The organism is Buttiauxella warmboldiae (assembly GCF_003818135.1).
Classification (GTDB): domain Bacteria; phylum Pseudomonadota; class Gammaproteobacteria; order Enterobacterales; family Enterobacteriaceae; genus Buttiauxella; species Buttiauxella warmboldiae.
Genome location: NZ_RPOH01000010.1, coordinates 164,873 through 186,943, shown reverse-complemented (window position 1 = coordinate 186,943; position 22,071 = coordinate 164,873). Strand labels below are relative to the sequence as shown.

The following is a 22,071-nucleotide window of genomic DNA, read 5'->3' as shown; positions in this document are numbered from 1 at the left end:
CCACTTTGACAGGCAGCTTAGAGCGATCAGCGGACGTTAACTTCATAAGAACATAATCAGTTTGTCGGAAGGTCTCTAAAGTAAATGGTTCATTTTACCGGTATACTTACAACGCCATGTGTAGGATTACCTTTCATATGATGAATCAATTACAAATTAATTAAATGGGCAAGCTGAATGAAAAAAATATTCTCCACCATCTGTTTGATGTCAATTTTAGTTGGGTGTGCAACTGAAAAAAGTATCACTCCAACTATAGACTCATCTCCCAGAGCAGAGGTTAATTTAGAATATCCCCTGTTGATTTCTGTTTTTGATGGAAGAACAAGCAACAGGGATGATAATGGTAACGCAGAGGAATCAATCAAAAACAGTCTAACAAAAATATATGGAAAGAATCTTCAGTGGATCTCTGATTTTGATAAAGTGCCTAATGGCAGAACAGCCATCCGGATTAGATTAATTATATTAGGGGCTAACTTTGGTAGCAGGATTGTATCTTCGTCAAGTTATCAAAATGCTGTTTCTACCGCCCGCATATCTGCAACAGATGGATGGGGAACTGTGGTGGGGGTTGCAGACGGTAACACTGTGATTAATTCAGGAACTATGACTACTGAAGGTTGGTGGAATGGAACTGCATGGGTGGATTTTGTAGTTGAAGACAATTCAGATACTAAAAAAGTAGAATTTACTACTCCTCTGGTTGCCGAACATCAGGAGAACAATACTTGGGGATATTCTTCAGGTCATAAGGCGACAGAAGTAGCATGGAATTCTGTTTCTACACAGATATTGCGTTCTATTGATGCAGTTCTACGTAAAACCAGTAACTAGATAACAGATACTAGAGCTGCGATTCATACAGGGTTAATCAGCGGATTGATGCTATAACACCAATTCGCTCAGCTAGTTAAGGGCTTTCTTAGTGGATTCAAGAGAGTACTGTTTGCGCATCTCTTTGATGGTTGGGGTCTGACGCTCAGTGGAACGAAAAATCACGTTAGCCGAGAAAGATCGTCTGAAAAATCGATTAATGGACAGTTGTGTCCGTTAAATGCCATATGCCTATTAAAAAAAAACGCTTTTCACTGCCCATAATGTTTTGATTTATCGGACAAAATCGCTAAAAGTAAATGGCACGGATTACAGGGATACTTACATTACATCTGCATGCATTTTTTGATTTATATCATAAAAACTTTGATGTTTTAGATTCTGGTAATTTTTGTTGTGATAACTGTGAATTTATGTGTTCAACAACGTCCGCTCCTGGCACATAGCGGCCAGAAGCGACTGTCAGATCAGTTATTGGTGGAAGCGGATGTATTAATCCAACTAGTTTTTCTAGTAAGCTTCTTTCATCAATTTTCATTAGCTATCTTAATGATGTTTTTTTGATAAAGTGAGATTTGGATCGTGTCTTATAAACTAAACAAACTACTTAGCAGAATATTCTTTAAATTGATTTTGCTTTGTTTGGCACTAACATTCATAAACATGATTTCATTTAAAAGCATGAAGTTTATGGCCGTAATACAACCAGTATTCATAGCTTTAGCTGTTATATGGGTGTCAGTTCCGTTAGCAATATCCGCTGCAATTTTATATCCAAGGGCTTGCAAACATTTCAAGATGAAAAGTTGGCGTTTGGTAGTGGAAATAAGGAGGTACTATAACCTCACACCAATTAATAGATTTATTTTATATGTTGGATCTTTGGCACTTATGTTTTCTTTCCTCAGTCAGTTTTTATTTGGTGGTAATTCTTTATTCCTGACCGGATTTTCTTTTTTGGTAATGAGTACTTCTTTTGCAATTGATATATATAATCGCTCTATCTATATCTTCAAAAAAATATGGTCAGGATTATTAGGGAAGACTATAGTCGCGTTGTTAGCAGCATTGTCATTTGTCATTACCAATTATTTAGCTAGACGTTGGATTTATATAACTACAGATCTAGACCCTAAATTCTTCAGTGAGTTTACTAATATAGTTAGCATTTTCTTCACGCCGCTTTCTTATCTAATTCTAGTGAGTCTTTTTTCATTGGTGATTGTCATTCCCGAATTTATTGGAATAACTTTGATGTCTTTGCTTAGTCCCATTAAAGATAATTTCCTAAGAAATAAATTCAAAAGGCTGGCAAATTTATCAGTGAGGATGAGAACAGGAAAACGAATTGAAAAGCTCACTTCATCCGAACTGGTCTTATTAAACTCTAGAGTTCTATTTTTTAGAGTTTTTTCATCACCTATTTTTGTCTGCCTTATTTTTTATACGTTCTCATGGGCAAGCAGCATCACGGGATCCTTTTGGTATACAACCGCAAGGTTAGGTTTAGTTAATTATTACTATCATGCCGAAGGAACAAGCCCTATATCTAAGATGAGGTATTACAGCTATGATGGAGAAAAAATTTCCACAGCTATATTTAATGGAAGTCGATGGGAGTTTTTCACTTTCAATAACAAATAATAATTCATCAATTGCAATTACTGTTAAAATATAATCTTATTGGATTGAGCGAGTATACTCAATGAAACCAACCATTCGTGGAGTTCCCAGTATTATTACTCGCTCTCATCCCTACGCTCTCCATTGATTACCGCTCAGAGTATTTGTAATGTCCGCTTCACGCCCTGAGACATTCGACAAGCTTTTTATGGCTTCAGTAAGGGCGAGTGTCGCGCTTCGAGAGCCAGCAAATATTTCACTTCGTCGTAGCGGGTTCTGGTCTTCCAGCAGCGGTAAATGATCCTTATCCATTTAAACGCCAGAGCCCGGATGGCAGATTGGTGAGATTTTCCTTTTTCTCGCAGTCCCTGATAATAAAGTCTGGCCCAGTATGATGAGTTAACCGTCTTGGCAGCCCATTCAACAAAGGTCTGCCTGACGAACTTGGCACACTGCCATCTCCAGTGAACCCAGGATTTTTGGCCACTTCTTTCTGTCACCGGAGCAATACCTGCATAGTTTTGAATTTCTTCAGCGCTGTTAAACCGGTCACGGTTATCACCAAGTGCAGCAAGCATCCGTGGGCCCATACACGGCCCCATGCCCGGAAGGGATTTGAACAGCCCCGCATCTGGCAATGTGTCAAACAGCGTTTCGATTCGTTCGTCATAGGTTTTGATGATTTCACTCACGACTTTAATTTGTGTCGCCAGTGCTGTTGCCATCAAAGCATTAGCCTCTATAACACTCGGGTCTGTCGTCAATGGGATCGCGTTATCAATACTCGCAACACGTTCCTCGGTAAGGGCCATTGCGCGGCCACCTTTGGCATTCAGAAAGTTGCGGATCGTGTCGCGCCTGGCTCGTTTCAGTTGTTGCAGACTGGGCCACCGGATAATCAGCTCACACAACAGTAAACTACCCCGATGTGAGAACCACTCCAGTGGCTGAGGATAATACTGTTTAAGCGTGTTGATTATCCGGTTCACAAAGCGGCGTTTGTCCTCAACCAGCAGTCGACGCTGCTCAACTAGCTGTTGAAGTAATCGGATATCACCATTGTCGGGTTCTATGGCTTTTATCTTTTGGGGATAGCGTAGCATTAGCTCTAATGCTAACTCAGTATCCTGTGGATCATCCTTAGCACCGCTTGGCCAGAAGGTCTGCCGATAGCGGGCCAGTGACAACGCGTGCACAGGAAAAACAGTGACAAATGGGTACTTCTGGAGAGCATACACCACCGGGCCTTTCTTCAGCTCAAGGGCGATAGCGATCCTGCCTTTTACCTTTTGGTGCAATTCGTTGAGCCAGATATCAAGCGCTTCCGGAGTGTGTTCAACCACCTGGAATATGCGCTCGCCATTTTTAAACTGAACGCAGACATCGTGTTTTTTATCCGCCCAGTCCAGACCAACATGAGCAGCAAACTGATTAATCGCAGTCATCACCAACTCCTTTTTATCGGGGATTGGTATGCATTCCACGCTCTTCGAAAGAAATATAGTCAGCAGTTTTTCTGCATGCCCTGAGTATTCGTTAGCGAACGTGGAGCACTTACTGGCTCGAAAGCAAAGCGGCAATCATCAAATCACATGATTCTGGCACGATATTCGTAACCAGTAAGCGCATACCCTGAATCACTTAAAAGTGTAACTCTCAGGGTGCGAATGACTATATCTGGCACAGACCTGCCAGTCAGATTATGTTTGGCGCTGTGCAGTAGCAGCGCCAGCCCTGGTATAAATTAATGCACTTTAATACCAGATAAATTTTGCCAGCCACTTTTATTTTCTTCTTCCTGCCTGACGTGCCTGGTCTGAAAATCCCCTTTGCACTCAGCTGATTATTCAGCCCCAAAGTTCGTCAGGTATCCGGGAGCTACGAACGGCGCATTGCGCAGGATACCCGTCTCATCTACCCGCAGGAATATACCCTGCTCGGGTGTTTTCCTGCTCTTTTACAGGAGAAACACCATGCCTTTATTCGACAAAATGCCTTCCCTGATGCCCGTGGTGATCACCCAGGATGTCTGGCAATGCGCAGTTGATTTCCCGGATGAGCCGGAACAAATGGAAGAACGACTCAGCAATTTGCTGCTTTCGGCGCTGCTGACACTCCGTACTGCCGGGCCGGCGCGTGAAAAAATCATCTTCACGATGTACTGCCAGCCACCGCGTGCTGATATCAAGGCTCCCGTGTCATTACCGTTGTACCTCACCCGTGCCAGCCACCATTTTCTGATCTCGCTGGCATCACAAGCGTAACTCTCCGGGCCGGAGCCTGTTTCCGGCAGAAATCAGGTCCGGCTTCTTTCCATGAGGATAGTAAAATGGACAGAAGCAACGATGTGTATCAGAAAGTCACCAACCGGATCATTGCTGAACTGGAAAACGGTCATGTGCCATGGGTCCGCCCCTGGCGCGACGGTGAACCGCCATTTCCCGTCAATGCATTATCCGGCCGCGCCTATCACGGCATCAACGTGCCGCTTCTGTGGAACAGCGCTGATTCTTGCAGTTTTGCCAGCGATCGCTGGCTGACCTTCAACCAGATCGGTGCGCTCGGCGGTAAGGTCAGCAAAGGAGAGAAATCTTCTCTTGCCGTGCTGTATCTGCCGCGCTCCGTGGAGGAAACGGATGCTGACGGCAACCCGTTACGGGATGAAAACGGTGAACCCAGAATGCGCCATTTTGGCCTGATCCGGGAATTCCGGTTGTTTAACCTTTCGCAATGTGAAGGACTACCGTCATCGCTGTATGAACCATTTATCCGGCCGGAACAGCCGTCAGAAGCCGCCGACGCGATTGTGCTGAGCAGCGGCGTCACGCTGCGCCATCGCCGTCAGTCGCATGCGTATTACAAGCCTGCCGCTGATGTGGTGATGATGCCGCTACCGCAGCAGTTTGAAAGCAGTGAAGCGTACTACGCCACGCTGTTGCACGAACTGACGCACGCCACGGGGCATGCCTCACGGCTGAACCGTCCGGGCATTGCGGATTCGGCCTGTGGCAAAGAAAACTACGCCGCAGAAGAACTGCTGGCGGAAATGGGGGCAGCCTTCCTGTGTGCCCGGACGGGAATTCAGGGAAAACTCCAGCATGCCAGCTATATCGACTACTGGCTGGATCTTCTGCGTCAGGATAAGCGGGCAGTGATCCGTGCCAGCGGGATGGCACGCAATGCCTGCGAATGGTTATTAAACGCTGCACAACCACGCTGTCAGTTAAGTGCCTGACAGCCCACCCGAACGGGGAGCCTTCCCCGCCGGGATACTGCTCCCCTTTTTTGCTTTACGTGTAAGAGGGGCAGGATATGGGACTCGATATTTATTTTTTTCAACAGGCAAAAGACAAGCCTGATGCCGGCGAATATGACGAAGTGGGGTATTTCCGCAAGGTTAATCCCCTGCTTAACTGGATTGATAACCACGTCGGAAAAGTGCGTAATCAGGTGCTGATTGAGGTCACAAAGGCGCAACTGGCCGCACTGCTCAATGACCTGCAGCGTCTGACGCCGGATAACTGTGGAGAGGTCTATCCCACACTGGATGGCTTTTTCTACGGTAATACCGGCTACGATGAAACCTACTGGCAGGACGCCCGCGCGGTCACCGACTGGGTGAAAGCGACGCTGGAAACGTTTGATTCTGCGAATAACAGGCTGCTGTTTTATGCCTGGTGGTAAATCACTGACAGTGACCGGCAATATGCTGGTCACTGTTGTTTCAGCGGCGAAAGGGAAAAGCAGAGGGCTCTGAAAGGAAGGGTAATAAGGGTAAAGGGGCCTTCCCGGAAAGGTGCGTGATGCTGAAATGGTTACGGGAACGACTGAATCTCCCCTCACCTGCGCCAGACGCTGCGCTACCCGATGGCTGGTTTGTACCCCAGCCGGCAGAACGCCTGCTGGCAACGCCGCTGCGCCAGTCTTACCTGCACCAGTTACGCCAGCTCACACCGCTGCCGGATAAGTTATTTAACCAGTGGATTATCACTGCTATTTACCGTTTCGCTTTACTGGTGCAACACCTGCCGGCTTCGCAAAACCATCATCATGCCTGCCCTGGCGGTCTGTTGGATCATTCGCTGGAGGTCGCCTGCCACGCCGCGCGATTACGCCTGGGTCGGTTATTGCCCGCTGAAGCCTGCGCCGAAGAACAGGCCAGGCAAGGGGATGCCTGGACGGTGGCCGTCATTTGTGCAGCCCTGCTGCATGATGCCGGCAAGATGGTGGTGGATATGGAGATACAGCAGCAGGGCCAGTCACACTGGTATCCGTGGCAGAATGAGCTGACGCAGCCTTACCGGTGGCGGTACCGCACGGCGAACCGTGATTATCACCTGCATCCTGCCGCCAGCGGGCTGATGCTGACCACGCTGCTCCCTTCTGCCCTCCTCGACTGGCTGGCCGGGTACCCGGCACTGTTTGCCGCACTGATTTACCATCTTACCGGCCACAGTGAACGGGCAGGTATACTGGCTGAACTGGTACAGCAGGCCGACAGGGCCTCCGTCGCAAAAAATCTGGGCGGCGATCTCAAAACCGCACTGGCGCAGAAAGCCGATACCCTGCCCCGGCAACTTCTCACCGCATTACGAGTACTGGTACAGGAAGAATACCGGCTGAATAATCAGGATGGGGGCTCTGACGGCTGGTTAACCCGGGAGGCGCTGTGGCTGGTCAGTAAACCCACCGCCGACAGATTACGGGCCTGGCTGCTGGAGCATGGCGTCACTGGCGTGCCGGCAAACAATAACCGGTTGTTTGATGAACTGCTGGCGCAGCAACTTATTACCGCAAACGGCGAGAAAGGGATCTGGCGCTGTCGCATCTGTTCCGAAAGTGGCTGGTCACCGGGGGAGCCTCTCACCCTGCTGCGTATCGCCCCGACAGTCATATGGCAGAACACCGGGGAGCGCCCGCCTCCCTTTGCGGGAAGCGTCACACCTGTCCTGGAGAATCAGGAAACCGTGAATGCCCCCCTCTTTCCGGAGTTAATCATACCCGACCTGCCTGTGATCCCGGCCGTCACGCAGTCTGTCAGCCATAGCAGCATTCCTTTTATGGCATGGCTGAAGACCCGGGTCACTGTACCGGGCGCCGTTAACAACCCGCGGGCTTATGTGCATCTTGTGCAGGATGCAGTGTTTCTTGTCACGCCCGGGATTTTTAAGTGTTATATGCGGGAAACCACTGGCGCAACCGGTGATGAGTGGAAACTGGCGCAGCAGGAACTCCAGGCCTCCGGGCTGCTGAAACGCAATAACGAAGAGACGTATATCTGGATCTGCGAAGTCAAATCGCCGGGCAAAACCCGTAATCTGAAGGGCTTTCTGTTACCGGATCCACAGCTCTTATTTGGCGAAAGCGTGCCGGTGAATAATCCGTGGCTGAGACTGGTGTCTGAAAAGAGCAACTGATGTGTTGCGCAAAACTGCCGGTAAAAACCCTGAGCCTGTCCATGATCCGGAGTAAACATTTTTTTCAGACGTGACCGTCCAGACGATCGCCGAACTCAATAATAAATGGCTCATGGTCATCCGCCAGCCTTGCCAGGCATTGGCTATCTTCAGCGAGGCTACTGCTCAGGCTACCGGGTAATCCAGTTCTGTCACCAGGGCCATTGCTTACTTTTTAAACTCAGGGGTGAATTTTCGTTTCGAGTTCACTAAACACCTCCGTTGCCGGATGTCCGTTTAGCGCCTGATTATTCGGGCACACCAGTTCGCTGGTGCCAGTTACCGGCAGAATACCAGCGAACTGGAAGGCGTGAATCAATAAGATCAGAGTAATGAAACGGATGGTTACAGATACTGGGAAAATGCAGGTTTCTTTCTGAAAATAAATGTAGCATCCCCGGTAAAACGTGATGAATAGATAAAAAAGTTCATCGAGACTGTACCCGTGTCAGATCAAGTCGTGACTAATACAGATTAGCTGAGAAAGTTGAAAAGATGCATGCTTGTAAGGATCACTTGCAGTGAATGATAAATTCGGTGAATTTATCATTCTCAGCTCTTGTGAATCTACGTAGCCACTTCCAGAGACTGTAATTAAAATTGTGTAATTGCCTGTTTTTGATATGTTCACTCCAACAACGGAGACAGGCAAATTATGGACGAGAAAAAACTTAAGGCCCTTGCGGTTGAACTGGCTAAAGGCCTTAAAACCGAAGCTGACCTCAATGCATTTTCCCGCATGCTGACGAAGTTAACCGTCAGGAAGCCCTTAAACTGGCTGAGCGCATTGGTGTTGCCGCCGCAGCCCGCGAGCTCAGCCTGTATGAATCGCAGCTCTATAACTGGCGTAGTAAACAGTAACAACAGCTCTCATCCTCTGACTGTGAAAATGAACTCGCTGCTGAAAATGCCCGTCTCAAACGCCAGCTGGCGGAACAAGCTGAGGAGCTGGCTATCCTCCAAAAGGCCGCGACATACTCCGCGAAGCGCCTGAAATGAAGTATGTCTTTATCGAAAAACATCAGGCCGAATTCAGCATCAAAGCGATGTGTCGCGTCCTCCAGGTGGCCCGCAGCGGCTGGTATGTCTGGCGTCAGCGACGTTCTGTGATGAGTTCACGTCAGCAGTATCGTCAGTGCTGCGATCGCGCCGTTCCTGATGCCTTCGGGCAGACGATACTGGCAGGCATTGAGTTAATTCACATGATACGCAAGGGGCAATATCAGCCTCCAGCCTGCGACGGATTGTCATCGGCTGAACAATTCTATTTATTAGCTGCTTCAGAAACAGGCAGTGCAACCTCTGTCGACTCGCTGTCGTTAATGCGACGGAGCCTTTTTGGGCCTATTGCGCAAAATCAACGACCCGCATCCCAAATTCAAGGTATATTTCACGCAACACACAACCCCGGTGCATGGATGCTCCTTTTGAAGATTGTCTGATGACCGACAAACAAAAACAGATTGAGAAAATCCGTAAACTGCTAGCCTTGGCCGCCCAGTCTTCCAGCGATGGTGAATCCTCCAATGCGTTCAGCCGCGTTCGTCGCTATATGGCTGCATATGGGCTGACTATGGAAGATATATACCCTAAATCAGGCCCATCCTCGTCGAACTCTGCTGAAGCAGAGCGCTATCGTCGCGAGGCTGAAAATGCCCGCCAGCAGGCTGAAGCTGAGCGAAAAGGACGAGACCAAGAACGCCGTGTTCGTGAAGAGGCTGAAAAAAGAACACTCAGTACGAGGCGCAAGAAAGACAGCGCCGCGACGAGGAATATTTCCGTCGCCAGGCGGAACAGAAATCTCAGGAGCAGCAGCGTCAAGCGAAGGAGGCCAACCGCAGTTGTGAGGCTGAGTGCCCGCTACTGTGTGGATAATGATATTGAAGATTTTTCTCAGCTCAACCCTTTAAAGGTCCAGTTTGCGAATAATCACAGCGTGGGGCTAAATGACGGCGAGCCATTGCAGATAAATGAGCGGCTGGGGGACAAAGGTTATAGTTTGGAAAATGGCGACATAATCACCTTGTCAAAAGATGCAGTCATAACCGGCCTGAACAGTGGTGGCCGTGAGCTTAGCTGCTATGCAACGGCTAAGAAAGCAAGATCGGTTTCTAATGAACATTATCGAACCTACCAGGCCCGTGCAGAACAGTTAAGTGCCCCTAAAACACCGCCCGCACCTGATCCAGTCAATATTTTCGAATATTCTGCTAACAGTCGTAATGTTCGTACCTGCCTCGCTGACGGAACGCAGGAATATAAAAGTGACGGTAGTGTCAGTTACAAACTTCAGACATTCTTTTTTGTCAGCCCTTCAGAAGTTGGCTTTGGGAAAAATACATCTGGCATAACTGTTGTTAAACAGGAAGGCAACGGCATGTATAAATTGAGTAATGACGATGAGGTAGGGGTAGATGTGTTCGGCACCATCCAGCGTTACTGGACTAAAAAACTGTCATTTACATGCTTTGCTGATGAGCAGGAAGTAGGTAGATATCTTTCAGCACATGCCCCTCAATAATGCGACGGAGCCTTTTACGGCGCTTACTGGGGTTCTACGCCGGAACCCCGAAATTTCCGTTACTCCAGTTTCAGCCCGGCGACCAGCACATCCAGATCAATAATTTCATTGCTGTTCTGGAAGGTATAATGCCCGTTCAGCAAAATGTGTTGCCAGGCCACCGGCGATATCCAGGTTAGAGCCTCAATGCCTTTGGCATTGCCTTCCGCTACCAGTCGATCCAATAATCGCGACAGAATCCTCTGCCATCATCTCTTCCAGGTTGCGTAAACTCAGTGAGTAAGCCAAATACCAGCGGACACACTGAGCAATAATATCGACGGGATAATGCAGGCGTCTGAAGGCGGTTCGGATCAAAGTCATGGTCAGGTAACATCACAAAAAACAGCATGTTACCGAACAGCGCCTTAATGGTATGCGTACAGCGAGAACCGTATTGACGGGGATGTGTTATTCAGTTGGCAGCTCTACGCGCCAGGGGAGCAGTTCACTGACCCGATTGACCGGCCAGTCAGCTATGACGTCAAGCACATGGCGAAGGTAGCTTTCTGGATCCACGTCGTTCAGTCTGCACGTCCCGATCAGGCTGTACAGCAGTGCTCCCCGCTCACCACCATGGTCAGAACCGAAGAACAACCAGTTTTTACGACCCAGACTGACCATCCGCAGGGCATTTTCAGCGATGTTGTTATCTGCTTCCGCCCAGCCATCTTCTGTATAGTACGTCAGGGCCGGCCACTGGTTCAGGGTGTATGCGAACGCTTTCGTCAGCTCTGAGTGTCGCGACAGGGTTTTCATCTTTTCACGCAGCCAGCTTTCCAGTGATTTCAGCAGTGGCTTCGTTTTCTGCTGACGTTCGGCAAGGCGCTGTTCTGCCGGTATTCCCTTTATTCCCGCCTCAACGGCATACAGTTCGCCGATACGTTTCAGGGCTTCTTCCGTCAGGGCTGACGGGGTGCGAACGTGCACATCATGGATTTTACGGCGGGCGTGAGCCCAGCAGGCGGCTTCCGTTATCCCGCCATTGCGGTACAGCTCGTTGAACCCGGCATACGCATCTGCCTGAAGCACTCCGCTGAAGCCCGCAAGATGGATCTGCGGGTGGATGCCTTTTCTGTCCGGGCTGTAAGCGAACCACACGGCTGGCGGTAATGCTGAGCCCGCATTGCGGTCATCACGAACGTATGTCCACAGCCATCCGGTTTTCGTCTTTTTATTGCCCGGCAACAGCACCGGCACTGGCGTGTCATCGGCGTGGAGCTTGCCGTCGGTCAGCACATAGCTTCGAAGCGCCTCTTCAAGCGGTGACAGCAGCCGGCAACATGCATCCACCCACCCCGACAGGAGTGAGCGCCTCAGCTCCACACCCTGGCGGCCGTATATTTCCGACTGACGGTACAGCGGCGTGTGCTCTGCATACTTTGAGGTCAGGACCCGGGCGAGCAGCCCGGGGCCTGCGATACCCCGCTCGATGGGCCGCGAAGGCGCGGGGGCCTGCACGATGGCATCGCACTGAGTACAGGCATGCTTTTCACGTACAGTCCGGATAACCCGGAAGGCGCTGCGCATCAGTTCCAGCTGTTCGGTGGTATCTTCGCCCAGATAGCTCAGTACACCGCCGCAGTCCGGGCAGCATACCTCTGCCGGCAGCAACCGCTTTTCATCGCGGGGGAGTGATTCGGGGAACGGTTTACGGGTGCGGGTCTGACGCAGCGGGCGCTGCACTTTCGGGTCATCCACCCGACCGGTCAGCGTATCACTTTCCTTCTGCAGCCGGTTCAGGTCGGCTTCCATCTGTGCGATACGGCGGGAGACCTTTTCTGAACGACTGCCGAAGTTCATCCGGCGAAGCTTATCCAGTTGCGCCTGCAGATAGTCTATTTCGCGCTCCCGGTTGCTCAGCTTTTCCTGCAGGGTGTGGATCAACGCTTCCTGTTCAGCCAGGCGCTGTTTCAGCAGAGGGATGTCGTCAGAAGAGGTGTCGTTCATAAGCCCGCATTTTACCAGGCTTATTCTGCGACAACCAGGATAAAGAGGCCTACAGCATGGTCAGGGATGTCAGCAACCGTTTAGGCTGCCTCCAGTCGATACCTTCCATCAGCATTGCCAGCTTCGCGGGCGTCAGGAACACTTTGCCATCGCGGGCTGACGGCCAGGCGAAGCGGCCGCGCTCCAGCCGTTTGGTCAGTAGACACAGTCCATCGCCAGTGAACCAGAGCAGTTTTACCTGACTGCCGTTGCGTCCCCGGAAGATGAAGACGTGGCCGGACATCGGGTCATCTTTCAGCGTCGTCTGCACCTTTGCGGCGAGACCATTGAAGCCGTTGCGCATGTCAGTTATGCCGGCCACGAGCCAGATTTTGGTCCCTGAAGGTAACGGTATCATCGCTTCAGTTCCTGTATCAACAGAGTCAGGAGCTTTTCGCTGACAGTGCCGTTGAGGCGAAGCGTTCCGTGCCGGAACGTTACCTCACAGCTGATACTGAGGGGCTCAGGATCCTCTGCGTACTGCTCTGGCTGTACGGCGGTGGCATCGAGAGTCACAGGGAGTAGCTGAGGACTCTCTGAGGAAGGTAATAGCAGCTTTCCCTCACGCCATTGTTGGCGCCATTTAAATAACAGATTGGCGTTGATACCGTTTTCAAGCGCCAGTTTTGATATCGACACGCCGGGCTTACATGAAGCCACAACGAGCTGCTGCTTAAATTCGGGAGGATAATTAGGGCAGCCTTTACGTCTGCCGGAAGTCACATTTTTCTTCATATCTGACACTTTGGTTCCCACCACTATTTGGTGTACACCACTTTGTCGGATGCATCAGATTATGACCAGACGGTTCTCGCTGTACGCTTACCCTGTTTTGACTATGAGGTGATGATATCACCTCTATTCAGGTGGCCAAATTCACTATGCCACTACAGTGATATAACGGGTCAAGATCAGGTGATGATTTCTATGTCCCGGACAACATTCATTTTTATTATGCTCGGCTACCTGGTCAGAAGTCCCTGCGGGTTGTACCAAACTCCACACATTATGACATTCTGTCCGTTGCAGAGCGGTCGCTGATTACCTTTGTTAACCGTTTTCAGGAAAAGCAAAAGCTTCCTGAAGTTACAGAAAAAGTACAGAACAGCGGAGAAGGGAAAAAAGAGCTGACGGTCAGTTTCTCAGAGAAGCCGACAGCTGTTCTACAGTGGACAACCAAAAATCCAGTCGCGCGAGATTTTCGTTATGCCTGCGATATTAAATACAGCTCAGCTCCCGTCAGTCTGACTACCGGCGATGATACACTCAGCATTCCGCTGACGACACCTGAGAGCGGATGGCAAGCCACTTACATTGAAGCCACCTTCAGTGATGGGTATGTGGCCACAACACAGGTATATATTACGCCGGACGAAAAATATCCAGAAACAGCACCACCGTCGAAAGGTTCAGCCTGCCAGACTCTTCCCGGAAGAGGGCTGAGTCCTGAATCTGTGAAGCAATAATACCACAACCATAATTCACGTTTTTTCAACCCGGTGGCAAAAACTGCCGGGTACATCTTCACACAACTGTCTCATTTTGTACCTTCGCTCCCACTGGGCCCATTTTTTATTTAAAATCTAATATTTATCAGGGAGATGATTTAATTCCATAAGCACTCCCCTCGTTGATTTTATATACAAACCCTTATTTAAACTCTTAAGTATTTTGGAAATCGAACTTCTTGATATTGGATGTTTCTTCATAATAAATTTATATATTGATATTGAACATCTTTCTTTCTCAGGGAGACGCCATATTTCAAGCAGACATTTTTTTATTATTTCATAAGCACTTGTGCATTCAATAACCACTGTTTCATTGACATGCATTATATAACAGATCACCATAACTACGCTTTGCCACATATTTTCTTCACAAATAACATCGTATACCAGGTTACTGGGTAAAAATGACACCCGAACATCCGTTTCACATTTTATATAATAATTCTCTTCCAGTATTGCCAATTTTGTTAATCCAATTACAAAAGGGGCATGCACGGGAAATAAAAAAAGCTTTCTATTCTCACTATAATATGACACATCACCCTCATACAATATCACAATAGAATCTGAGCTATTAGGATAATATATCGTTCCTTTAGAAAATCGATGAGTTATAAAATCTTTTCTATTCCCCAAAACATCAATTAAAGCATTAATCTCGACTTCCGGTCTATTCATATCTAACCTCCCAGAAAAATAATTTTCAACCAAACCCACAAGCTTAATATATTTCACACAGATAACACCCCAGCATTATCAATAATAATAAAATATAATGCAGCATGCACTACACAGACATCATAGTATTGATATAAAACCTTCAGGGTACTATTTGTTTTTTAACCCCCTTTAATTAAACATGTAACCCAACGCCCCTTTAGTAAACATTCAAGCTTACGTTTAATTAAAACTTATATTTTTTAAATCCTCCTACACTGAAAATGCCATAACACATTAAAAATAATAAAAACCAAATTATATCAACGACACACTATTACTTATTAAAATAACTCACATTATTCATTTGCAATTATTTTTAACTATTTCTTTGCATTTAACTTGAATCATTCATTTTACAATATACCTGACATGCTGAACAAAATAACCATCATGTTATTTTCAATAAGGCGATGAGTTATTTCAGCTGGTGATTGACGGCCAGAGATCCTCAGGGGAGACGAACCTCGCTACAGGCTCCCGGACGGCACTTTTCGCAAAGCAGGCCTCCCTCCCCTTAAAGTTACCAGGTTCCACGTACCCCCACGCTGGCGTCCAGGCTGCGCTCATTATTGTCAAAACGCTGGCTCCAGTTGGCTGAGGTGTAGAGCGACAGCGTCTGATTCAGGCCGATGCTTCCGCCGATGACCATAGCCCCGGTTTCGCCCCGGTTTTTTGTCGTCAGCGCCACCGTGCTACTTTCCCCATTAACCGCCGCAAAATCGGTACGCGAGGTGCCCATAAACTCTCTGCCCACGCGGGGGTTGAGCCACAGCGCGTATTTTTTACTGCCAATAATCCCGCTGTTGGCTAAGCGTATTCCCGCGCTCGCCTGCAGAGACTGGTAATCCTCAAAGTGGATGTTCGTCAGCCCATCATCCGTATTCCCGAGCTTCTGGTACTGCCAGACCACGCGTACCTGAGGCTCAAGCTTCCAGCCGCCCTGGTTGAGCAACGGATACCCGCCTTCAAGCGACGTGGCCAGTGCATAGCCTCTGGTATTAAATTGCGTATTGTCATCTGACTGGCTGCGCGTTTTCAGCCAGCTCCCCTGCAGCACCGAGTCAACCCAGGCATCGCTGGCGCGAATATGGGTGAAGTAAGCCCCCACGCTGTAGGCGTCAGTATGGTTTTGTCCCGCGCGGCGGCCATCGCTGTGAGTCACATCACTTTTACTCGTCCCGATCGCCCCATACAGGCCCGCATAGCTGAGATTGCCACTGCCGTCGGCGGCCCGCCAGAAATCGTTCCCGAACTGAATGGCATGAATGTCCTGGTTGTAGCGCGGCCCCGCATCGCCGTGGATCCCTTTGCCATCGCCTTTATGTTCAATATTGTTGTTGATGTAACGCCCCCAGGCACGGGACTCGCTGGCGCACCACAGGGCCAGGTTTTCTGCACATGGCGCACTGGCAAGCGACGTTCCCGTTCCGTAAAACCCTGAGCGTTCGTAGAAGCTGCTCATCAGCGCCATGTTGGCGGCGGCGGCAATCAGCGGCTCAGCGACGGCCGTTGAGACGCCGGGACGGTAGTTAGCAACGGGCATCGATCTCGCGCCAGTTCCTCCCGTTTCAGGCTCTGGCGTTTCAGCCCCTCCTGTTTCTGGCTCTGCCGCCGGCCAGACAACCTGACTGGAGGTCAGATACCAGTTATCCGTCGCCCCGCTTTCTGTGGAGCCACGCACCAGAGAATACTGATAAACACCGGCATACACCGGCTGGCTTAGCTGAAACGCGCCCGGATCCGTCGTGCCGTTATTCAGGGCCTGAACCAGCAGTATGCCGTCTCCGTTTACCCTGGCTCCGCCGCCCCCCATGTTCCGGATCGCAAGCCCGGTCGTGCCGGTTGCGCTGCCGCCATCGACAATAATGCGGTCCGTCGCAGAATTTTCGTCCCCGAGACGGGTGTTTAGCGTCACCGTGCCGTTCTGGCCATTCAGATCGGTTACGGTTAAGTTGCGTGGCGCGAAGCCACCGAACGATGCCGGCGCGACAGAATTGATATGGCCTGCCAGCGTCAGGGTGTCCAGAATATTCTGCCCGGCGGCGCCGTTCATATTCCACAAGGCCCCGCGGTCAATCTGCATATCCAGCGGATCGACCCAGCCGGTGAGAGTGGTATTCTGGCGCAAATTTAACGCCGCACCAGATTGCCCAATAATATTGGTCACCACATTGTTGCCGGAAAATGTCAGCGTGCCGTCATTGACCCATGTACCGCCAGAAAGGGCATAATTCCCGCTGACAATCAGCTCGCCAGCCCCATTTTTTTGCAAAACGCCGGAGCCGGCGAGGGTGCCATCCAGCGTCAGCTCGTCGTTACGCTCAACGACCAGGGTGGCGTTATTCAGGATATTACCTGTGATATTGCCCGTTGTCCCGCCATCGCCAATCTGCAGGGTGCCTTCATTGATTGCCGTGCCACCGGACCAGCTGTTGGCGCCCGTCAGCGTCAGGGTGCCCCGGCCTGATTTTATCAGCGCACCGCTGCCGCTAATACCGCGATCCTGGGTCAGAACTGTACCGCTTGAAGTATTTATCTCGCCGTTGGCAGAAAAGATATTCACTGTGCGATCGAGCGTGAAGCTGCTTGTTGTGGCGAGGCTGCCGCCGTTAAAGCTGAGCTGCCCGGCGCTATCCCCGAGATTGTTGTTTTCCCCAATCTGTAACGTGCCCCGGTTTAATACAGTACCGCCGGACCAGCTGTTGGCCCCCGTCAGGACCGTGGTACCCGTGCCGTTGTGCTCCACAACCCCGCTGCCGGAAATAACATTATCCAGCGTCACCGTATCGCTGCGGTTCAGCGCCAGGGTGGCGTTGTTGGTGATGTCAGAGGTTACGCTGCCGCTGGTGCCACCGGTGCCAAGCTGCAGCGTGCCATCGCTGACAGTAACCGAACCGGTAAAGGTGTTATCCGCACTCAGGGCGGTGATACCTTTGCCATTCTGCTCAAAATCACCGCTTCCAGAAATTAGCCCGCCCAGCAGTACATCGTTGCTGCGATTCACCGCCAGCACGCCGTCATTGGTGATGTCACCGCTCACGCTGCCGCTGGTGCCGCCGTTACCAAGCTGCAGCGTGCCCGCGTTAATCGTGGTGGCTCCGGTGTAGCTGTTATCTGCGGTGAGGATCGTGGTGCCCGTGCCATTTTGCTGTAGCTCGCCACTACCGGAGATAATACCGCCCAGCGTCAGGCTGTCGCTGCGGTTAACGGCCAGAGCGGCGTTATTTATGATATTACCCGTGATATTGCCCGTTGTCCCGCCATCGCCAATCTGCAGGGTGCCTTCATTGATTGCCGTGCCACCGGACCAGCTGTTGGCGCCCGTCAGCGTCAGGGTGCCCCGGCCTGATTTTATCAGCGCGCCGCTGCCGCTAATACCGCGATCCTGGGTCAGAACTGTACCGCTTGAAGTATTTATCTCGCCGTTGGCAGAAAAGATATTCACTGTGCGATCGAGCGTGAAGCTGCTTGTTGTGGCGAGGCTGCCGCCGTTAAAGCTCAGCTGCCCGGCGCTGTCCCCGAGATTGTCATTTTCATCAATCCGTAGCGTGCCCCGGTTTAATTCAGTCCCCCCGGACCAGCTGTTGGCCCCCGTCAGGATCGTGGTGCCCGTGCCGTTGTGCTCCACGACCCCGCTGCCGGAAATAATATTATCCAGCGTCACCGTATCGCTGCGGTTCAGGGCCAGGGTGGCGTTGTTGGTGATGTCAGAGGTAACGCTGCCGCCGGTGCCGCCGTTGCCAAGCTGCAGCGTGCCATCGTTGACGGTAACCGAGCCGGTAAAGGTGTTATCCGCACTCAGGGCGGTGATGCCTTTGCCATTCTGCTCAAAATCACCGCTTCCCGAAATCACGCCCTTCAGCAGCACATCATTGCTGCGATTCACCGCCAGCACGCCGTCATTGGTGATGTCACCGCTCACGCTGCCGCTGGTGCTACCGTTGCCAAGCTGCAGCGTGCCTGAGTTAATCGTTGTAGCCCCGGTGTAGCTGTTGTCCGCAGTCAGGATCGTGGTGCCCGTACCATTTTGCTGCAGCCCGCCGCTGCCGGAAATGATACCCGCCAGCGTCAGGCTGTCGCTGCGGTTAACGGCCAGAGCGGCGTTATTTATGATATTACCTGTGATATTGCCCGTTGTCCCGCCGTCGCCAATCTGCAGGGTACCGTCATTAATAGCCGTGCCACCGGACCAGCTGTTGGCGCCCGTCAGCGTCAGGGTGCCCCGGCCTGATTTTATCAGCGCACCGCTGCCAGCTATGCTGCCGGACTGTACCAACGTGGTGGTATCATCGGTATCCATTTCACCGCCGCCGGCCGCAACCTCGACGCTACGGTCCTGGGTGAAGCTGGCTGTGGTATTCAGCGTGCCACCGTTAAGCACCAGACTATTGTTACTGCTTCCCAGAGCGGTGGCTTTTGCAATCTGCAGCGTGCCGTTGCTGATGCGGGTATTGCCGCTGTAGGTGTTATCTCCCGTCAGCTCCAGCGTACCGAATCCCACTTTGTCCAGCCCGCTGTTACCGGCCAGCACAGAGTTAACCGTGGCGGTAAAATCTTTGCTTTTAGCTGTTCCGTCTCCGACGTTAATACTGGCTATTCCCGCCTTAGGCATAAACGTCAGCGTGCCGTCTTTAAGGGTATAACCGTCAACGGCAAACTGCATACCGGAGAGGTTGATTTTACCATCCTGATTATCAATGGTGACCTCTCCCCCAGTCCCCATAAAGACGGCAAAACTCTGGTCGCTCCAGGCAGAATTTATTTCACCATCATTGAGCGTCCAGTTATCGTTAACCTCATCGCGCCAGGTGCCGCTTTGCCCCTCTATTTTGTTATTATTACGCGTGCCGTTATCCCAGTAACGTAATGTGACCCCGGTGCTGTTCACCAGGTTGACAACGTTATCTATCGATGTCTGGACATAAAAGTCACCGGAATTAAGCGTGGCCGGGATATTTGCTATATCGAGGATATTATTGGTCAGCGTGCCGGTGTAGTTAAACAGGCGGAACAGGCCGGTATCAAAGGTCCGCCCCGGGGTGACAGCAATATTAACCTTGCCATCCAGCACCAGATCCCCTTCCACCTCGATTAAATCGTTATATTGCCCGCCCGGTGAGTTAATGCTGCCGAACTGAAAGTTCAGCTGACTCTCCTGCGCGAGGCTCAGGGTCCCGTTGATAGTAAGCGTTCCGGTCCCGAGCTCTCCTGATGCCGGGTCCGCTATGGCACCGGCGCCGAGCGTTGCTTTATCCCCAACGGTAACATCACCGCCCAGGGTGCCGCTCCCGCGTAGCGCGCCGCCCGAATTCACCTGTAGCCGGCTTGCGGTACTGCCGAGCGTACCGTTAACAAACAGGGTTCCGCCATCATTTATCGTGGTGAGGCCGCTAAAGGCGGCGCTGGTGCCGGATAACGTCTCGCTCCCTTTATCCACAGTGAGCCCACCGCTGCCGGTCATTTCACCGTCAAAGTTCCCTGCCGCGTGGGATAAAGTCAGTGTTCTGCCGCCCAGCGCCAGAGTTCCTGCGCTCTTTCCCGCCAGAGAGACAACCGAAGGATCGGAGGTCGCCTGACTGATATCCAGGGTGCCGCTTTCGATATTGACGCTGCTGTTGCTTATCCTGCCATCGCCAGCCAGCAATAATGTTCCCTGCTTGATGGTGGTTTCACCGGTATAGGAATTATTACCGCGAAGGGATAAACTTCCGGCACCATTTTTCGTTAATGCCCCTGCTACACCAGTATTCGCATCACTAATTATGCCGGTCAGGCTGAGGGTAGTTCCGCTATCGGCAGTCAAAGTTCCACTTCTGCTGCCTAAGCGTACCGCACGCCCGTCAGAGAAGGTGGCGGTGGAATGCAGGATTCCGCCATCTAAGGTGAGCGCACCAGAACTGGCGCCCAGATTGTTATTGCTGGAAACCTGTAGCGTCCCTTCATTAACGGTAGTGCCGCCAGCATAGGTATTCCGTCCGTTCAATATTAACGTTCCCGCCCCCGTTTTTATCACGGAGCCAGCGCCGCTAATAACACCGTTAGAGGTAAAATCAAAACTATTCGTGTTGAAAGTCCCTGCACCATCAAACACAATATTATTATTAAATATCCGGGCTCCAACACGCTCAATAATCTCTGCCCGTCCGGATCTTAAGTATATTGCTCCGTTAATCACTGAGCCGTTATACAGATTGAGCTGGTTATTATTTCCACCGAAAAAGTCAATAGCGTAGTAACGGTTTCCGTCACCGCCTATCCCCGCATTAAGCCCACTATAGTTATCAATAATAATATTGGAGCCAGCAATTGCAGCACCACCATCGGAATAGGTCGTTCTTGTTGCTCCCAGCGCCCCACCTTCACCTGCCCCACCATAGCCTGGGCCATTAGAACCCCTACCTAAAAAAGAGGCGGCGCCGCCGCCGCTAACGGCACCGTAGTTTATTATCGTTACGGGCGTGCTATTGCCACTGACGAAAATACCTGCCCCACCACCACCACTCGCAAGATTAGTTTGCGCGGGAGACCCGGCACCGCCAGTAATGGTCCCCCTGTTCACAACGGATGCTGAGGTTTTTATCCCTGCACCACCGCCACCGCCACCGCCATTGCCACGCCCATATCCTGCATAGCCTCCACTCCCGCCGATAAGGGTTGCCTGGTTAGTAATGTCAGCCGTAGATAACACCCCTGTGCCACCTCCTCCCCCCCCATTCCCACCGGCCCACCGGAAGTAGCCATAGCTGTTGCTATTGTCTAAACCGGTAGCACCGATGCCTCCTGTCACATTACTGGTAAGCGTGCTCGGCTGGTTCACCACCAGGCCGGTGAAGCCGTTTGCCGTTCGCGGAGTGCCATTCAGATAACCTACACTAATGTTGCCATCAGGTTGTGCAAACCCCCCACCTGTACCCTCTGTGCCACTCGCCCATGTAACTGTCATTCCACTATAAAAGATGGCTGCAAGCCCTAAAAACGATAATGTAGTTTTTCGCACAGTTACGTTAACAATACTGTATCCTCCCACCAGCCCCTTATGAATAAAATTCGTGCCAGCTAAATCTATTTTTGCGCTATTTATGACAGATTTACCAACCGCCCGGGCTTTCTCGCTGACCACACGCCAGACGCCTTTATTTTTGTCATAAACCAGCTTGTATATTTTATTCATAGCGCTCCTGTAGCCCACCGTCAGTCCACTCTGGTTTAACATCAGGGAACGACGGGCAAGACAATGTTTCATTTTTGTAACATGGTGGCCATCGCGTGTTTTGCTCGCATACGTTGGTGGCGCGCTACGCTGGCATTAAGAGATGGCATCCATTCGATCATCACTGGACGTTAATTTCTCATCTACTTTGTTTACTTAAACTTA

General features: G+C 50.7%; 14 protein-coding genes and 6 pseudogenes. 11 read left to right on the top strand and 9 right to left on the bottom strand.

Going from position 1 to position 22,071, the window contains the following annotated elements:
• Nucleotides 1-177 precede the first annotated feature (177 nt).
• Entirely contained in the window at nt 178-837 is a 660-nt protein-coding gene (locus EHN07_RS03820; RefSeq protein WP_124022866.1) for a hypothetical protein, read from the top strand.
• 355 nt (nt 838-1,192) lie between these two features.
• Here the strand turns inward: EHN07_RS03820 and EHN07_RS03815 are convergent, their stop codons facing one another.
• A complete protein-coding gene (locus tag EHN07_RS03815; protein ID WP_124022865.1) occupies nt 1,193-1,375 on the bottom strand; it encodes a hypothetical protein in 183 nt (60 codons plus the stop codon).
• A 152-nt stretch (nt 1,376-1,527) separates the two neighbouring features.
• Between EHN07_RS03815 and EHN07_RS03810 the strand changes: the two genes are divergently transcribed.
• Entirely contained in the window at nt 1,528-2,481 is a 954-nt protein-coding gene (locus EHN07_RS03810; protein WP_244202343.1) for a hypothetical protein, read from the top strand.
• Between the two features lie 185 nt (nt 2,482-2,666).
• Here the strand turns inward: EHN07_RS03810 and EHN07_RS03805 are convergent, their stop codons facing one another.
• Nucleotides 2,667-3,905 carry an IS110 family RNA-guided transposase gene (locus EHN07_RS03805; protein ID WP_124022863.1) on the bottom strand — a complete coding sequence of 413 codons (1,239 nt, stop codon included), beginning with the start codon at nt 3,903-3,905 and terminating at the stop codon, nt 2,667-2,669.
• A 528-nt stretch (nt 3,906-4,433) separates the two neighbouring features.
• Here EHN07_RS03805 and EHN07_RS03800 point away from each other — a divergent pair.
• The 8 genes and pseudogenes from EHN07_RS03800 to EHN07_RS03765 all read left to right on the top strand — a co-directional run bounded on the left by EHN07_RS03800 (nt 4,434) and on the right by EHN07_RS03765 (nt 10,437).
• Complete coding sequence (locus tag EHN07_RS03800; RefSeq protein ID WP_124022862.1) at nt 4,434-4,724, top strand: hypothetical protein; 291 nt, start codon at nt 4,434-4,436, stop codon at nt 4,722-4,724.
• Between the two features lie 65 nt (nt 4,725-4,789).
• Complete coding sequence (locus EHN07_RS03795; protein WP_124022861.1) at nt 4,790-5,695, top strand: ArdC family protein; 906 nt, start codon at nt 4,790-4,792, stop codon at nt 5,693-5,695.
• Nucleotides 5,696-5,772: 77 nt separating this feature from the next.
• A complete protein-coding gene (locus EHN07_RS03790) occupies nt 5,773-6,144 on the top strand; it encodes a hypothetical protein (protein ID WP_124022860.1) in 372 nt (123 codons plus the stop codon).
• A gap of 119 nt (nt 6,145-6,263) precedes the next feature.
• Nucleotides 6,264-7,877 carry a MobH family relaxase gene (gene mobH / locus EHN07_RS03785; protein ID WP_124022859.1) on the top strand — a complete coding sequence of 538 codons (1,614 nt, stop codon included), beginning with the start codon at nt 6,264-6,266 and terminating at the stop codon, nt 7,875-7,877.
• A gap of 694 nt (nt 7,878-8,571) precedes the next feature.
• Nucleotides 8,572-8,691, top strand: a pseudogene (locus EHN07_RS20825) (IS256 family transposase); the annotation flags it as partial.
• Nucleotides 8,646-9,082: pseudogene (locus EHN07_RS03775) on the top strand (transposase); the annotation flags it as partial. The pseudogenes EHN07_RS20825 and EHN07_RS03775, both read left to right, overlap by 46 nt.
• Nucleotides 9,083-9,085: 3 nt before the next feature.
• Nucleotides 9,086-9,196: pseudogene (locus tag EHN07_RS03770) on the top strand (IS6 family transposase); the annotation flags it as partial.
• 161 nt (nt 9,197-9,357) lie between these two features.
• On the top strand, nt 9,358-10,437 hold the full coding sequence (locus EHN07_RS03765) for a DUF2786 domain-containing protein (RefSeq protein ID WP_167467273.1): 1,080 nt from the start codon (nt 9,358-9,360) through the stop codon (nt 10,435-10,437).
• Between the two features lie 59 nt (nt 10,438-10,496).
• Here EHN07_RS03765 and EHN07_RS03760 read toward each other — a convergent pair.
• The 5 genes and pseudogenes from EHN07_RS03760 to tnpA all read right to left on the bottom strand — a co-directional run.
• Nucleotides 10,497-10,676: pseudogene (locus EHN07_RS03760) on the bottom strand (hypothetical protein); the annotation flags it as partial.
• Nucleotides 10,651-10,800 (bottom strand): annotated as a pseudogene (locus tag EHN07_RS03755) (IS6 family transposase); the annotation flags it as partial. The pseudogenes EHN07_RS03760 and EHN07_RS03755, both read right to left, overlap by 26 nt.
• Nucleotides 10,801-10,887: 87 nt before the next feature.
• A complete protein-coding gene (tnpC, locus tag EHN07_RS03750) occupies nt 10,888-12,426 on the bottom strand; it encodes an IS66 family transposase (protein WP_124022856.1) in 1,539 nt (512 codons plus the stop codon).
• Between the two features lie 49 nt (nt 12,427-12,475).
• On the bottom strand, nt 12,476-12,823 hold the full coding sequence (gene tnpB / locus EHN07_RS03745) for an IS66 family insertion sequence element accessory protein TnpB (protein WP_124022855.1): 348 nt from the start codon (nt 12,821-12,823) through the stop codon (nt 12,476-12,478).
• Complete coding sequence (gene tnpA, locus EHN07_RS03740; protein ID WP_124022854.1) at nt 12,820-13,200, bottom strand: IS66-like element accessory protein TnpA; 381 nt, start codon at nt 13,198-13,200, stop codon at nt 12,820-12,822. The genes tnpB and tnpA overlap by 4 nt, the downstream gene beginning before the upstream one ends.
• A 176-nt stretch (nt 13,201-13,376) precedes the next feature.
• Between tnpA and EHN07_RS03735 the strand changes: the two are divergent.
• Nucleotides 13,377-13,931: pseudogene (locus EHN07_RS03735) on the top strand (PhoPQ-activated protein PqaA family protein); the annotation flags it as partial.
• 117 nt (nt 13,932-14,048) lie between these two features.
• Here the strand turns inward: EHN07_RS03735 and EHN07_RS03730 are convergent.
• Both EHN07_RS03730 and EHN07_RS03725 read right to left on the bottom strand, forming a co-directional pair.
• On the bottom strand, nt 14,049-14,711 hold the full coding sequence (locus EHN07_RS03730) for a helix-turn-helix domain-containing protein (protein ID WP_124022853.1): 663 nt from the start codon (nt 14,709-14,711) through the stop codon (nt 14,049-14,051).
• A gap of 505 nt (nt 14,712-15,216) precedes the next feature.
• On the bottom strand, nt 15,217-21,867 hold the full coding sequence (locus EHN07_RS03725) for an autotransporter-associated beta strand repeat-containing protein (RefSeq protein ID WP_167467272.1): 6,651 nt from the start codon (nt 21,865-21,867) through the stop codon (nt 15,217-15,219).
• Between the last annotated feature and the right edge of the window lie 204 nt (nt 21,868-22,071).

Excerpts from the sequence above, each read along its gene's own strand:
- EHN07_RS03795 (WP_124022861.1), top strand. The coding sequence starts at position 4,790 with ATGGACAGAAGCAACGATGTGTATCAGAAAGTCACCAACCGGATCATT.
- tnpB (WP_124022855.1), bottom strand. The coding sequence starts at position 12,823 with ATGATACCGTTACCTTCAGGGACCAAAATCTGGCTCGTGGCCGGCATA.
- mobH (WP_124022859.1), top strand. The coding sequence starts at position 6,264 with ATGCTGAAATGGTTACGGGAACGACTGAATCTCCCCTCACCTGCGCCA.
- EHN07_RS03820 (WP_124022866.1), top strand. The coding sequence starts at position 178 with ATGAAAAAAATATTCTCCACCATCTGTTTGATGTCAATTTTAGTTGGG.
- EHN07_RS03790 (WP_124022860.1), top strand. The coding sequence starts at position 5,773 with ATGGGACTCGATATTTATTTTTTTCAACAGGCAAAAGACAAGCCTGAT.
- tnpA (WP_124022854.1), bottom strand. The coding sequence starts at position 13,200 with ATGAAGAAAAATGTGACTTCCGGCAGACGTAAAGGCTGCCCTAATTAT.
- EHN07_RS03805 (WP_124022863.1), bottom strand. The coding sequence starts at position 3,905 with ATGACTGCGATTAATCAGTTTGCTGCTCATGTTGGTCTGGACTGGGCG.
- EHN07_RS03800 (WP_124022862.1), top strand. The coding sequence starts at position 4,434 with ATGCCTTTATTCGACAAAATGCCTTCCCTGATGCCCGTGGTGATCACC.
- EHN07_RS03815 (WP_124022865.1), bottom strand. The coding sequence starts at position 1,375 with ATGAAAATTGATGAAAGAAGCTTACTAGAAAAACTAGTTGGATTAATA.
- tnpC (WP_124022856.1), bottom strand. The coding sequence starts at position 12,426 with ATGAACGACACCTCTTCTGACGACATCCCTCTGCTGAAACAGCGCCTG.
- EHN07_RS03810 (WP_244202343.1), top strand. The coding sequence starts at position 1,528 with ATGGCCGTAATACAACCAGTATTCATAGCTTTAGCTGTTATATGGGTG.
- EHN07_RS03765 (WP_167467273.1), top strand. The coding sequence starts at position 9,358 with ATGACCGACAAACAAAAACAGATTGAGAAAATCCGTAAACTGCTAGCC.
- EHN07_RS03725 (WP_167467272.1), bottom strand. The coding sequence starts at position 21,867 with ATGAATAAAATATACAAGCTGGTTTATGACAAAAATAAAGGCGTCTGG.